This window comes from Myxococcus sp. CA039A, from assembly GCF_013336645.1.
GTDB classification, from domain to species: Bacteria; Myxococcota; Myxococcia; order Myxococcales; family Myxococcaceae; genus Myxococcus; species Myxococcus llanfairpwllgwyngyllgogerychwyrndrobwllllantysiliogogogochensis.
In genome coordinates this window covers 24,359-38,093 of record NZ_JABUMQ010000008.1, presented here as the reverse complement: position 1 = coordinate 38,093, position 13,735 = coordinate 24,359, and the positions used below count along the sequence as shown (strand labels likewise).

The following is a 13,735-nucleotide window of genomic DNA, read 5'->3' as shown; positions in this document are numbered from 1 at the left end:
AGGAGACCATGAAAAAGCCCGTCGCGAGTGAAGGCCCGTCGGCATCGGAGCTCATCTCGCAGAGAATCGTCGACCTTGGGGGCTGGCGTGGGGAGACCCTCGCCAGGATGCGCAAGCTCATCAAGGATGCGGACCCGGACGTCGTCGAGGAGTGGAAGTGGATGGGCACTCCGGTCTGGTCGCACGACGGCATCATCTGCACGGGCGAGTCCTACAAGGAGGTCGTGAAGCTGACCTTCATCAAGGGCGCCTCCCTGATGGACCCGGGCGGGCTCTTCAATTCGAGCCTCGAAGGGAATACGCGCCGCGCCATCGACATCCGCGAAGGAGAGAAGGTGGATGCGGCCGCGTTCAAGATGCTCATTCGCCAGGCGATCGACCTCAACAGCGAGGGCAAGGCGAAGCCTTCGAAGGCGAAGCCAGTGGTGAAGGCCAGTCCCGCGAAGGCGAAGCCGGTAGTGAAGGCGAAGCCCGCGAAGGCGAAGGCGGTGGTGAAGGCGAAGCCCTCGAAGGCGAAGGCGAAGCCGGCGGTGAAGGCCAGGCCCTCGAAGAAGGCGAAGTCCTGAGGGATTCCGCCCCTGCGTGGTTCCGCACGGGGCGCCTCATTTCGGGTCTGGAGAAGAGGCTGAGCGGATGAGGTCGGACACGCCGCCGCTGATGAAAGAGGCGGCGGCGTTCGCGCTGATTTCAGGAGCGGCGCGGGTGGCCGCTCACATCCGTTCGCCAGGCAATTTGCTGGCTTGCTTCACCCACCTGGCGAACTGAGCTTCGTCGAGCGGAGTGTCCTCGCGGATGTCGAGGTAGCGCGTGTCCTGGCTCTTGGATTCGCCCGGGGGGAGAGGACGCAGCGAGGTGCCGCGGAAGAACGCCACCTTGACGTACTTCGCGAAGCAATGGACGCCAAGGAACCAGCCCTGGTCTTCGACTCCGTACATCGGCGAGTTCCATTTGACCGCCTTGCTGACGCCGGGGACGGTGCGCGAGATGAGCGCGTCGAGGCGGTGCCCGACGTTGCGTTTCCAGCCCGGCATGGCCGCGATGTAGGCCTGCACGGGGGCGTCGCCGTAGCCCTTCGCGATTTGAGGATTGCCGCCGGAGAGGAGGCGAGGCTCCTTGGCGCTCTTGCGCGGGGCCGGGGTGGCTTTGGGCGCCGCACGGCGTGCCGGTGATTTCTTCGCCGGGGCCTTCGTGGGCTTGGGCTTGCTGGCTTTGGCGGCGGTCTTCTTGGCGACCTTCGCCGACTTCCGGGGTGTCTTGCCGGCCATTGTGCTCCCTCCTGGACCTCGGTGGCTTTGACGCACGTCATTCCAACGTCTGGAGGATAAGCCGCGCGGCCCAGGCTGCCGAGGGCAACCTTCACTTCAGCTCAGCGCAGACCGTCCAGGAGCGCGGCGAGCGCCTCGGGCTGTGAGGCGAATGGCGAGTGCGAGGCCTCCAATGACTCGACGGTGAAGGCATTGCCGGGCGTGAAGGCGTTGGCCTCGCGAATCATCAACTCCTGGAGCGCCGGTGCCAGTGCGCGGTCCTGGGTGCAGCGAAGATAGCTGCGAGGAATCCGGCCCCAGCGCGCCGGGGTGGCGCCCACCTTGGCGGTCCAGAGCGACAAGGGGAGGTCCGGCGTCAGGGAGAGCGCGAAGGGCAGGAAGTCCGCCAGGGGCACGTCCTGGTAGTACGCCTCGCGAAGGGCCTCCAGATAGTCCGTGCCTCCGCGAGGGTTGATGCGCACCGCGCCCAGCTTCCCCGGGTCACCGAGGAACAGCGTCTCCCCGTAGCCGGTGCGCGCCTCGGGCAGTTCGTTGTAGCCACTGGGGCTTCCCAGTCGCAGGGGGCAGTACGCGCTCAGGTAGACGAGCCGGCCGATGTGCTGTGGCGCCAGCTCTCCCGCCCGGGTGATGACGGCGCCGCCCACGCTGTGGCCCACGAGGACGAGCTTCGTCCCGCCCGCCCCCTGTCGCAGCTTCTCCATCGCGGTGACCACGGCGACGGCGCAGTCCTCCAAGGTGAGGTCCCCCTGCGGTGAGCGCTCCTCGAGGAGCTTCGCCGCGTCGCCCGTCACGTAGGCCGAGGGAAACCGCGCATTGAGTCCGTGTCCGGGCAGGTTGATGGCCACCACCTGGTGGCCTCGCGCGGAGAGTGCCTCCGTGAGGCGTGCCCAGTGGAGGGCGTTGTGCCAGGCGCCATGCACCAGGAGGAACGAGCGACGGGGTTGCTTGCCCCGCTCGGACGCGGCGGCGAGGGCGCCTTGCATCGGGAGCAGGCCCGCGCCCAGGAGGGCGGTCTTCATCAGGTCGCGACGATGCATGAGGTCCTCATTTCGTGGAGCGGGCATTCGCGCCCAGCGCGCGAGCGAGCCGGTCTCGACGGCCCGCGAGCTCCAGGAGCTGTTGGTCGAACTCCGCCAGTCGCTTGCGGTGGAGCGCGAGCGCCTGCGGACAGATGGCATGCGTGACGTCGCGGAGCATGCAGGGGGGAAAGGTGGCGATGTCCCCCAGGGAGAAGCCCAGCCGGATGAGGTGGGCCACCTGCATCACCCGGGGCACCGACTCCCCATCGAAATCCCGGTAGCCATTCGCGCGTCGATTCGACCTGAGGAGCCCCGTCTTCTCATAGTGACGGATGGAGCGCGCACTGCAGCCCGTGCGCCTGGCGAGTTCTCCGATGTTCATCCGGCTCTCTTGGAAACGAACGCTAGCCCCTGACACCAGTGTCAAGGTCAAGACCCGCGACGGTGCGTCGCGGGTCGGCTTCCTCTTCAAGAGCTTATCGAACCTCGAACTCGTAGATTCGCGTCGCCGGGTCTCCATTCTGGGTGGGCGTCGTCACGTTGAGCTTGATGTAGCGCGCCGACGTCGAGGTGATGGCGTGCGTGGAGCTGCTGGCGGTGTTGGTGCTCACCGTGACAGGCGTGCTCCAGGTGGTCCCGTTGCTCGACGTCTGGATGGTGAACGCCTGGGTGTTCCAGCTCGTGTTCTCGCCCCCGGCCCCCGCGTGCTTGAGGGTGAAGCTGCTGACCGTCTGCGCCGAGCCCAGGTCCACCTGCATCCACGCCGGCGAGACCAGCGAGCAGAACTTGTCGGTGGTGCCGCCCGAGACGCTGCCGTTGACCGCCTTGGCCGCGGACTCGTTGCTGTTGCAGGCGGCCGAGCTGGTGGTGGGTTTGTTCAACGCCAGATTGGCGACGCCCGCGCCGACCGAGACCGTCTGGCTCTTGGTATTGCTCGCGCCGCCGTTGTCGGTGACGGTGAGGGTGACGTTGTAGTTGCCGGCACTCGCATAGGTGCGCGAGGGGTTCGTCGCGGTGGAGGTGCCGCCGTCGCCGAAGTTCCAACCGCGCGAGGTGATGGTGCCGTCGGCGTCGGTGGATGAATCGGTGAAGGTCGCGGTGAGGCTGCTGACGGTGACGCCGAAGTTCGCCACCGGCGGGGTGTTGCCGCTGACCGCGGTGTTGATGGCCGCCGCGTACTGCGCGCTCGTGCCCTGCGCGGAGCACCGCTGGATGTCGTCGTACAACCACATGAAGCCGCCGCGAATGCCAGCGCTGGTCTTCCAGCCGCTCATCCGGCTCTGCACCGAGGCCGGGCTGTCGCCCGAAGTGCAGCCAGTGCCATGCCTGGACCACAGGCCCGGGTCGACCGTCATGCCCATCGCGGTGTTCCAGCTCGCCGGGTTGTTGCCGGCGCCGCCGTCGTACACCTGAAGGTAGATTCTATCGACGGCACTGCCCAGGTTGTCCTTGAGGCTCCGCCAGAACGTCTGCTGGGTGTACGGCGCGAAGGTGATTTTGTAACCCTGGCCGATGAGCATCTGCCCGAAGGTCGTCGTCGGAGCCAGGGCGTAGGCGCTCTCGTCGTCGAAGTTCACCGCGTCGGCGCCGGTGGCGGCCTTCAGCGCCTGGAAGTTCCTGTACAGGATGCTGTTGCTGCCGGTGCCGCAGACGAGGGTGGTGCCGCAGCCGGCGGCGGTGCCATTGACCAATCTGGCCATGCGCTCGAAGTCCGGAACGCTCCAGGCGCCGATGGACACCTCGATGCGATTCACCGAGGTCGGCGCGGTCTTGAGCGTGGCCAGGCGTGTCGGCCACGCGGCATCACCCATGTATGCGCCGTTCCTGACCACGGGGATGTCGTTGTAGACGAGGTCGCCGTTGTCCTCGATGTGGAAGCTCCACAGGATGATGGTGGTGAAGCCCGAGGCGCGCAGGTCGTCCATCACCGCGGTTCCGCCCGAATAGAACGGGCCGCCGCCGTAGACCGCGGAGGCCGCGCTGGCGACGGGTGCGGCGATGGCCAGGGCGAGGGCGGCGAGTGCTGGCAACAGGCGGCGGGAGAGGGGTGGCGCTGACTGGCTTGGTTTCGACATGGATGGCTCCTCGGCATTGAGCGTCGCGAACGACGCAATGGACGGCGATGCGCGTCTGCCTGTGAGAGCCATTGCGCTCGCTCACACCAGCAGGCGCTCCGGGTCGCCAGCGTTGGCGACAGGCCAACCTTGGGAGCGGCGATTTCGCCATGTCAATCTTTGGAGCGATTCAAGTCAGGCAGGAACGTTGAAACATGGGCGTTGGTAGGGCATTCCCCGAACAATCCATGGCACCGCCGGGCGTCAGGCCTTGCGGCGCCGCACATAGAGGGTCTTGTGGACGAGGGCGACGGCCTCGCCCGCCCCATCGCGTATCTCCACGGTGCGTCGCGGCTCGAACTTCTCTCCGTCGGCCGTCCTCTGGCGGATCTCCTCGAGCTGCGCTTCGCTCCAGTCGAACACAGCCGTCACGGTGCCGCGCGCGGGCTTCAGGAACTCAATGGACGCGGCCTTGTCCCAGATGACGTAGCCGCTTCCCAGCAGCGGAATCAGCAGCAGCGCGTAGTGAGGGTCGCACATCGCATAGAGGCTTCCGCCGAAATGGGTGCCGAAGGCGTTGGCGTTGTAGAAGCGCTGGCGCATGCGCACCGTGGCGCTGCGCCAATGCGGGTCGACTTCATCGATGGCGATGCCGGTTCCCCAATAGGGAGGCCAGACACTCATCACGGCCTTGAAAAGAAGCGGGCTGCGGAAGATGGCGGAGCTCATGCCAGACAGCCTGCCTCCCGGGCACCGGCTGCGCGATTACCCGGGAGGTCATGGCTGTATCTTCACCACTGCCTTGTCTGCCCCGAGGCGCGGAGGCCGAGGGGATGGCCTGCTTTGTCATCCCCTCGAGGCTGCGTCCTCCAGGTCTCGCGCGAGCTGCTCCACCAGCTCGGAGACTCGCGGCGCGCTCAACATCGTGAAGTGGTCGCCCGCGACGTCGTGCACGGAGAGCACTCCAGTGAGCCACTCGCGCCAGCCGCGGTCCTCGCGCAACGGGGCCTCGTCGGGAGACCGGGTGGCGCGGAAGAGCACGGTCCGACCCGTGTAGACACCGTCTGGCACGTGGCGACGCTGGGCCTCGGTGAGTCGCTGGTAGACGTTGAAGAGCCGCTCAGCCGTGTCGAGTTCCAGCGTGTGCAAGGCCGGAGCGGCGAGTCGCAGCCGTGGCAGCACCTGGGCCAGCACCTCTCGCGCTCCCAGGTGCTCCAGCCGCCCCACCTCTAGTGAGGCGTCTCCCCAGGACACGCCGAGCATCTGACCGAAGCCGGCGAGCAGCGTGAGCGTGTCGGGCTTGGGCATCGGCTGCCGCGTGGGCGCGCGGCTGTCGAGCAGCACCAGCAGGTCCACCTTCTCTCCCGTGGCCTCGAGCAACCGCGCCATCTCGTGTGCCACGACGCCGCCGAAGGACCAGCCGCCGAGGAGGTACGGCCCCCGAGGCTGCACCGTGCGGAGCTGTGCGAGGTAGTCGCGCGCCAGCGTCTTCACGGAGGACTCGGGAAGCTCGCCGCCCTCCATGCCGGACGCGGACAGGCCGTAGATGGGCCGCTGGGTACCGAGCTCACGAACGAGCTCGGTGTAGCCCAGCGCCGCGCCTCCGCCGCCGTGGACGAGGAAGAGGGGCCGCTCGGTCGACGTGCCGGTGTCCAGGCGCACGAGGTTGGGAGTGGGCCGTGGAGCCTGCTCGCGCTGCTCCACCCGTCGTGCCAGTCGCTCCACGGTGGAGGCCTGGAAGAGGGCTGACACCGGCAGCGAGACACCCAGCCGCTCGCGAAGCAGCGACATGAGGCGGACGGCCAGCAGGGAGTGGCCGCCGAGGGCGAAGAAGTCGTCGGTGGCACTCACCTTCTGCCTGCCGAGGAGCTCGCGCCAGAGGGCCGCGATGGTCTCCTCGCCAGGGTTGCGCGGAGCGACGTACTCGCTGCTCGTGGAGGACATGTCCGGAGCGGGCTGGGCCTTCGGGTCCACCGTGTCGTCGAAGCGGCCGAGGTACACCAGCTCGCCGTTGTCCCGTCTGCGCACCTTGTCGCCCGTGCGGTAGAGGCGGGCGCCCGGCGTGGACGAGAACGGGTCTGGGAGGAACCGCTCGGCGGTGAGGCCAGGCCCGCTGAGAGAGCCCCGGCTGACGCCCGCGCCCGCGAGGAAGAGCTCGCCGGGAACCCCCAGGGGAACGGGCTGCATGCGTGCATCGAGGACGTGGGCCTGCACGTTGGCCAGCGGGGTGCCGACGGGCCGGGGGGCGGAGAGCTTCTCCCAGTAGGACTCGTCAATGGCCTCTCCGTGGATGGCGCCCTCCCAGGGCCGCTCGCGATGGGTGTCGTTCCAGCGAGTCAGCATCTGCTCGCGCTCGGCGACGGGCATCAGCGGAAGCTCGCCCACATGTGTCTCGGGAGCGTGGATGGCGGCTTCCAGCAGCGTGGCGAAATGTCCCGCCATGCGAGTGATGGTGGACTCCTCGAACAGGTCGGTCCGATAGGTCAGTGCGCCGGAGAAGCCCTCCGGCGTTTCGGCGAGCGACAGCGTCAGGTCGAAGTGGGTGGAACGCACGTCGGGCGCGACGGACTGGACGCTCAGCATCGTGGTGCCTTCGCCGGCCTCCAGCGTGTCCGTGGGGGTGTTCTGGAGGGTGAACATCACCTGGAAGAGTGGCGAGTAGCTGAGGCTGCGCTGGGGCTTGAGCTCCTCGACGAGCTTCTCGAAGGGGACGTCCTGATGTTCATAGGCGGCGAGCGTGGAGGCTCGCACCTGGGAGAGGAGCTGACGGAAGGAGGCGCGCGGCTCGACGCGGGAGCGCAGGACGAGGGTGTTGACGAAGAAGCCGATGAGGCCCTCCAACTCGGAAGCCCTGCGGCCGGCGATGGGGGAGCCGATGGAGATGTCGTCCTGCCCGGAGTAGCGCGAGAGCAGGAGCTGGAAGGTGGCCAGCACGCCCATGAAGAGGGTGGCGCCCTCCTGCTTGCAGAAGGCTTCCACGGCGCGAGCGAGGGCCCCGGGAATCTGGAAGTCGACGGTGCGACCGTGGAAGGACTGGAGCGGTGGGCGAGGGAAGTCGGTGGGCAGTTCGAGGAGCGCGGGGGCTCCGGCGAGCTGGTGCTTCCACCAGGCCACCTGCCGGGAGAGGACGTCGTCCTTGAGCCACTGGCGCTGCCAGAGGGCGTAGTCGGCGTACTGGAGCGGCAGCTCGGGAAGGAGGGAGTGGAGTCCCTGGCGGAAGGCTTCGTAGAGGGTGACCACTTCTCGGACGAGCAGGCCCATGGACCAGCCGTCGGTGACGGCGTGGTGGAGGTTGAGGAGCAGCACGTGCTGCTGGGGTGCGAGGCGCAGCAGGGAGGCGCGAAGCAGGGGGCCGCGACTCAAGTCGAACGGGCGGACGGCGTCCTGATGCGCCCGCTCGCGAGCGAGGGCCTCACGCTCCTCGACGGAGGAGAGGTCCTCCACGAGGAGCGCGAAGGGAGCCGGGGGGGAGATGTGCTGGAAGGGAGCGCCGTTGTCCTCGGCGAAGGACGTGCGGAGGGCTTCGTGGCGGCGGAGCAGCTCCGAGAAGGCGCGCTGGAGGGACGGGACGTCGAGCGCGCCCTCGAGGCGGAGGGCCGTGGGCATGTTGTACGTGGGAGTGCCGGGCTGGAGCTGCTCGAGGAACCAGAGGCGCTGCTGCGCGAAGGAGAGAGGCAACGGTGCGCCGTCTCGCGGTGCGGGGAGCAGCGGCGGGAGCGCGGACGCCTCGGTGGCGCGCTCGACGCGGAGGGCGAGCAACTCCAGGGTGGGCGCCTCGAAGAGGGCGCGCAGGGGGAGCTCCAGGGCGAAGACGGAGCGGATGCGCGACATCAACCGGGTGGCCAACAGCGAATGGCCGCCGCGCTCGAAGAAGTGGTCATGCCGGCCGACAACCGGGAGGCGGAGGACGTCGGCCCAGAGGGCGGCGAGGCGCACCTCGGTGGGTGTGAGCGGAGCGACGAAGGCGTCGGCGCCGGGGGTCGCTTCGGGAGAAGGCAGGGCCTTGCGGTCCACCTTGCCGTTGGGCGTCAGCGGGAAGGATTCCAGGGCCATGAGCGCGCCGGGGACCTCGTAGGCCGGGAGTCTCTTGGTGAGGTAGGCGCGGAGGGCCGCGGGCTCGGGCGGGCGTGAGTGAGCGGTGTAGTAGGCGACGAGGCGCTGGTCTCCTGGGACATCCTCGCGGAGGAGGACCAGGGCTTCACGGATGTCGGGGTGGCGGGCGAGGGTGGCTTCGATTTCGCCCAGCTCGATGCGGAAGCCGCGCAGCTTCACCTGGAAGTCGAGGCGGCCGAGGAACGCGAGCTCTCCATCAGGGAGCCAGCGCACCTTGTCTCCCGTGCGGTACATGCGCGCGCCGGGGACGGAGCTGAACGGATTGGGGACGAAGCGCTCCGCGGTGAGGGACGGGCGCGCGAGGTAGCCACGCGCGAGGCCATCGCCGGCCAGGAACAGCTCTCCGGAGACACCCACGGGGACAGGCTGGAGGTGGGAATCCAGGACGTAGGCCCGCACATTCGTCAGCGGTGAGCCGAGCGAAGGACGCGGAGCTCCGCGCACCGCACGCGCCGTCGAGTCCACCGTGCACTCGGTGGGCCCGTAGACGTTGAAGGCGGTGATGCGTGGATGGGTGGCGAGCCGCTCCCAGAGGGCGTCGTCCACCGCCTCGCCTCCGACGAGGACTCGCAGGGCTCGATTGGAGGCCAGCCCCTCATCGAGCAGCAGACGCAGGTGGGACGGCGCGCAGTCGAGCACGTCGATGTGGTGTTGCTCCACCCAGTTCACCAGTCGGGGTGCGTCCTGGCGAACGGCCTGGGGCACCACGCACAGGGTGTGGCCGTCGGAGAGCTGGATGAGCTGCTGGACAGACGCATCGAAGGCCAGCGGCGCGTTGAGGCTGACTCGCAGCGGGCCTTGCAGGCCGGCGAGCGCCGTGGACGCGAGGGCCGCATGCAGATTCATCACGGAGGCGTGCTGAATCATGACGCCCTTCGGATGCCCGGTGCTGCCCGACGTGTAGATGACGTAGGCGAGGTGCTGGGGCGCGGAGACACGGGGTAGCGCGGTGTCCGCTTCACTGGCGAGCATCTGGGCCACGTCCGGGTCATCCATGCGGAGGACCTTGACGGACGGCGTCTCCAGCCGCTCGGCCAGGAGTTGCTGCGTGAGGATGAGCGTGACGCCGGAGTCGCGGCGCACGAAGGCGAGCCGCTCGCGAGGATGGGAGGGGTCCAGGGGGACGTACGCGCCGCCCGCCTTGAGGACGCCGAGGACGGCGACAATCATGTCGACGCCGCGCTCCATGCAGATGGCGACGCGGGACTCGGGCCTGACGCCGTGAGCCCGCAGCCAGTGGGCGAGCCTGTTGGCCCGACGGTCGAGCTGGTCGAAGGTGAGCGACGTCGTGTCGTCGAGGACCGCCAGCGCATCGGGTGTGCGAACGACTTGAGCTTCGATTCGCTCGTGCAGCGCCCCTCCCCACGGCAGTTCGCGGTGCGTGTCGTTCCACGTCACGAGGAGCTGCTCCCGCTCCGCGTCGGAGAGGAGGGACAGCGAACCCAGGTCCGCATCGGGCGTGGTGACCACGGCCTTCAGCAGGGTGATGAGGTGCCCTGCCATGCGCGCGACGGTCCGCTCGTCGAACAGCTCCACGCGGAAGTCGAGCGCTCCTCCGAGTCCCTGGGATGTCCGGGCGAGCGAGAGCGAGAGGTCGAACTTCGCCTCCAGCCCCTCCACGCCCATCGGCGTGAGCTTCAGTGCTTCCAGCCCGCTCTGTTCGGAGCGGAGCGACGGCGCCTGTCGAGGCGTGCTCTGGAGCGCGAGCATCACCTGGAAGAGCGGCGAGTGGCTCAGGCTGCGCCGGGGATGGAGTTCCTCGACGAGCTTCTCGAAGGGGACGTCCTGGTGCTCGTAGGCGGCGAGCGTGGATGCACGGACCTGGGAGAGCAGCTCGCGGAAGGTGGAGCGTGGGGCGATGCGAGAGCGCAGGACGAGGGTGTTGACGAAGAAGCCGATGAGGCCCTCGGTCTCCGCTCGGTTGCGTCCCGCGATGGGCGAGCCCACGGAGATGTCGTCCTGCCCGGAGTAACGCGAGAGCAGGAGCTGGAAGGCGGCCAGCACGCCCATGAAGAGCGTCGCCCCTTCGGCTTGGGTGAAGGACTCCAGGGACTGGGTCAGCTCCTCGGGCAGGTGGAATGGCACCGCTCCACCCTGGGAGGACTGGACCGCCGGGCGGGGCCTGTCGGTGGGCAGCTCCAGCACGGCGGGCGCATCCGCGAGCTGGTGCTTCCAGTAGTCGAGCTGTCGCTGGAGCACCTCACCGCGCAGCCACGCGCGCTGCCATGCGGAGAAGTCGGCGTACTGCACAGGCAATGGCGCGAGGTCTGGCGACGTGTTCGTGGTGATGGCCGCGTAGAGCGTGACCAGCTCGCGCACCAGCACGTCCATGGACCAGCCGTCGGAGACGATGTGATGCATCGTCACCAGCAGCACGTGCTCCTTCGCGTCCATCCGGAGCAGCGAAGCGCGCAGCAGCGGGCCGGTGGCCAGGTGGAAGGGCTTGAGCGCCTCCTCGTTGATGAGCCGCTGAGCCCGAGCAGCGCGCTCGTCCCCGTGCTCGCGGCTCAGGTCCACGAGCGGAAGTGAGAAGGCCGCGGCCGGGTGGATGACCTGCACGGGCTCGCCGTCATGAGACGGGAAGGTGGTGCGGAGGGCTTCATGGCGTCGCACCAGGGCGTCGAAGCTGGCCTCGAGCGCGTCCGCGTCCAGCGCCCCTTCCAGCCGCAGCGCCGCGGGCATGTTGTAGAGCGCGCTGCCGGGCTCGAGCTGGTCGATGAACCACAGGCGCTGCTGCGCGAAGGACAGCGGCAGTGCCTGGGTGCGGGATACGGGAATCAGGGGAGGCAACGCAGAGGTGCCCCCGCGAGCGTTCGCGTCGATGCGTGCAGCGAGGGACGAGACGGTGGGCGCCTCGAAGAGGGCTCGGAGGGGCAGCTCGACCTGGAAGACCGTGCGGATGCGCGAGGCGAGCTGGGTGGCGAGGATGGAGTGTCCGCCGAGCGCGAAGAAGGAGTCCTCGGCGCCGACGTGCTCGATGCGCAGCAACTCCGCCATGAGGGTTGCCAGCGTGCGCTCGGTGGCGTTGAGAGGTGCGACGTGGGAGTCGGTGCTCACGGCGTCCGGCGAAGGCAGCGCGGCGCGGTCGACCTTGCCGTTGGAGGACAGGGGCAGTGCCTCCTGCGAGACGATGGCCGAGGGCACCATGTACGCCGGGAGGCGTTCACCCAGATGTCCCCGCAGGGCGTTGGCGTCGGGGAGGGGGGCGCCTGAATGCGGCGCGACGTAGGCCACGAGCCGTGCGCCCAAAGGGCCCTCCTCGCGCACCACCACCACCGCGTCGCCGACGGAGGCATGCGTCCGCAGCGCGGATTCAATCTCTCCCAGTTCGATGCGGTAGCCACGCACCTTCACCTGGAAGTCGGCGCGGCCCAGGTACTCCAGCCGTCCGTCGGCGCCCCAGCGGACGCGGTCGCCCGTCCGGTACATCCGGGCTCCAGGCAGCGCGCTGAAGGCATCGGGGATGAAGCGCTCCGCGGTCAGCGCGGGACGCCGCCAGTAGCCGCGCGCCACGCCCGAGCCGCCGATGAACAGCTCACCCACGACGCCTACCGGCACCGGGCGCAGGTGGGCATCCAGGACGTACAGGCGGGTATTGGCGATGGGACGGCCGATGGAGATGGCACCGCTCGTCGCGTCTCCAGGGGCCACGGTGTGGACGCTGCAACCGACCACCGTCTCGGTGGGGCCGTACTCGTTGATGAGCAGGGTGTCCGGAGCGTGCTTGCGCCAGAAGGCCACGCCTTCGGCGGTCAGGGCCTCGCCGCCGATGACAAAGGCTCGGGTGCGACCGGCCGCCTCACCCTGCGTGAGCTGGTAGGAGAGCAGTTGCAGGTGCGTCGGCGTCAGCTTCACGAGGCTGAAGTCGCTGCCCTCGCGCAGGGCTTCACCCAGCCCCTCCACGCCTGCCTCCTCGGGCACGAGCACCACGGGTCTCCCTGCGATGAGCGGAGCGATGAGGCTGGTGACGGTCAGGTCGAAGGAGAGCGGCGAGTGGACCGGTGAGCCCGAGCCCTCGGCGATGCGGTACGCGTGCAGGGCCCAGGTGAGGTAGTTCACGACGCCCCGGTGTTCCACCATGACGCCCTTGGGGAGGCCGGTGCTGCCAGAGGTGTAGATGAGGTAGGCGAGGTCGTCGGCGGTGGCCAGGGGGGCCGGAGCAGTCGTGGGCTGCTTGCCCGCCGTGACGTCCCAGTCCTTGTCGACTCGGAGGACGGAGACTGTGTTCGTGAGCAGTGCGTCCGCGAGCGCGGCCTGGGTGAGGACAACGGCGACGTCGGTGTCTTGCAGGAGGAAGGCGATGCGAGAGTCGGGCAGGGCCGGGTCGAGAGGCAGGTAGGCGGCACCGGCCTTGAGGGTTGCCCAGAGGGCCACGACCATGTCGGGTGCGCGGCGGAAGTACAGGCCCACTCGTGAGCCTTGCCCGACACCCAGGTCGCGCAGCGCGTGGGCGAGCTGATTGGCGCGTGCGTCCAGCTCACGGAAGGTGAGCTGAGCGTCGCCCATGGACACGGCGAGCGCGTCGGGAGTGCGAGCGACGGTTTCCTCGAAGAGGGCGTGGACGGTGGTGTGCGCGGGGAAGTCCGCATGCGTGTCGTTCCACTCCACCAGGACGCGGTGCTGCTCGGCCTCGTCCATGAGCGGAAGGGACGCGACCGGGGCATCCGGCTGCTTCACAGCGGCGCGGAGCAGCGTGAGGAAGTGCGCCACCATGCGCGCGGCCGTCGAGGCATCGAACAGCGCGGCGGCGACCTGGAGGGCGCCTTCGTATCCAGAAGGTGCTTCGACGAAGGTGAGGTTGAGGTCGAACTTGGCGAGCGCGTCACCCTGGTCGACGGAATGCACTCGCAGGCCGGGCAGCTCCAGGCCTCCCATGGGCGTGTTCAGCAGGGAGAACATGACCTGGAAGAGCGGGGGGACATCGAGGACCCGCTCGGGCTGCAGCTCTTCGACGAGCTTCTCGAAGGGCACGTCCTGGTGCTCGAAGGCTCCCAGGGTGGTGGCTCGGACGCGCTCCAACAGCGCGTGGAACGAGGCTCGTGGGTCGATGCGCGCACGGAGCACCAGCGTGTTGACGAAGAAGCCGATGAGGCCCTCGGTCTCCTCGCGGTTGCGGCCGGCGATGGGGGAGCCGACGGAGATGTCGTCCTGGCCCGAGTAGCGGGAGAGCAGGAGCTGGAAGACGGCAAGCAGCGTCATGAAGGGCGTGGCGCCCTGGCGCTGTGAGAGCGCCTTGATGGCGTTGGACAGCTCGGCTCCCAGCGCGATGGGGAGGATGACGGCC

General features: G+C 68.7%; 6 protein-coding genes and 1 pseudogene (1 of these 7 only partly in view). 1 reads left to right on the top strand and 6 read right to left on the bottom strand.

Features of this window, described 5'->3' with window-relative positions:
* Nucleotides 1-8: 8 nt before the first annotated feature.
* A pseudogene (locus tag HR086_RS02315) lies at nt 9-419 on the top strand (DUF1801 domain-containing protein); the annotation flags it as partial.
* Nucleotides 420-710: 291 nt separating this feature from the next.
* Here HR086_RS02315 and HR086_RS02310 read toward each other — a convergent pair.
* The 6 genes from HR086_RS02310 to HR086_RS02285 all read right to left on the bottom strand — a co-directional run.
* A complete protein-coding gene (locus HR086_RS02310; protein ID WP_174456265.1) occupies nt 711-1,265 on the bottom strand; it encodes a DUF1801 domain-containing protein in 555 nt (184 codons plus the stop codon).
* Nucleotides 1,266-1,366: 101 nt separating this feature from the next.
* The gene (locus HR086_RS02305; RefSeq protein ID WP_174464720.1) at nt 1,367-2,302 is read right to left on the bottom strand and encodes an alpha/beta fold hydrolase; all 936 of its coding nucleotides are present in this window, start codon (nt 2,300-2,302) and stop codon (nt 1,367-1,369) included.
* Nucleotides 2,303-2,309: 7 nt separating this feature from the next.
* Complete coding sequence (locus HR086_RS02300; RefSeq protein ID WP_141640287.1) at nt 2,310-2,666, bottom strand: MerR family transcriptional regulator; 357 nt, start codon at nt 2,664-2,666, stop codon at nt 2,310-2,312.
* A gap of 94 nt (nt 2,667-2,760) precedes the next feature.
* A complete protein-coding gene (locus HR086_RS02295) occupies nt 2,761-4,359 on the bottom strand; it encodes a PKD domain-containing protein (RefSeq protein WP_174464719.1) in 1,599 nt (532 codons plus the stop codon).
* Nucleotides 4,360-4,602: 243 nt separating this feature from the next.
* The gene (locus HR086_RS02290; RefSeq protein WP_174464718.1) at nt 4,603-5,067 is read right to left on the bottom strand and encodes a DUF4442 domain-containing protein; all 465 of its coding nucleotides are present in this window, start codon (nt 5,065-5,067) and stop codon (nt 4,603-4,605) included.
* A 117-nt stretch (nt 5,068-5,184) separates the two neighbouring features.
* Nucleotides 5,185-13,735: part of a non-ribosomal peptide synthase/polyketide synthase coding region (locus tag HR086_RS02285; RefSeq protein WP_174464717.1), annotated on the bottom strand (this coding region is incomplete at its 5' end). The annotated region continues 24,358 nt past the right edge of the window; the window shows 8,551 of its 32,909 annotated nt.

Bases quoted from the DNA above. Each gene is read 5' to 3' on its own strand.
- HR086_RS02310 (WP_174456265.1), bottom strand. From the start codon at position 1,265: ATGGCCGGCAAGACACCCCGGAAGTCGGCGAAGGTCGCCAAGAAGACC.
- HR086_RS02305 (WP_174464720.1), bottom strand. From the start codon at position 2,302: ATGCATCGTCGCGACCTGATGAAGACCGCCCTCCTGGGCGCGGGCCTG.
- HR086_RS02300 (WP_141640287.1), bottom strand. From the start codon at position 2,666: ATGAACATCGGAGAACTCGCCAGGCGCACGGGCTGCAGTGCGCGCTCC.
- HR086_RS02295 (WP_174464719.1), bottom strand. From the start codon at position 4,359: ATGTCGAAACCAAGCCAGTCAGCGCCACCCCTCTCCCGCCGCCTGTTG.
- HR086_RS02290 (WP_174464718.1), bottom strand. From the start codon at position 5,067: ATGAGCTCCGCCATCTTCCGCAGCCCGCTTCTTTTCAAGGCCGTGATG.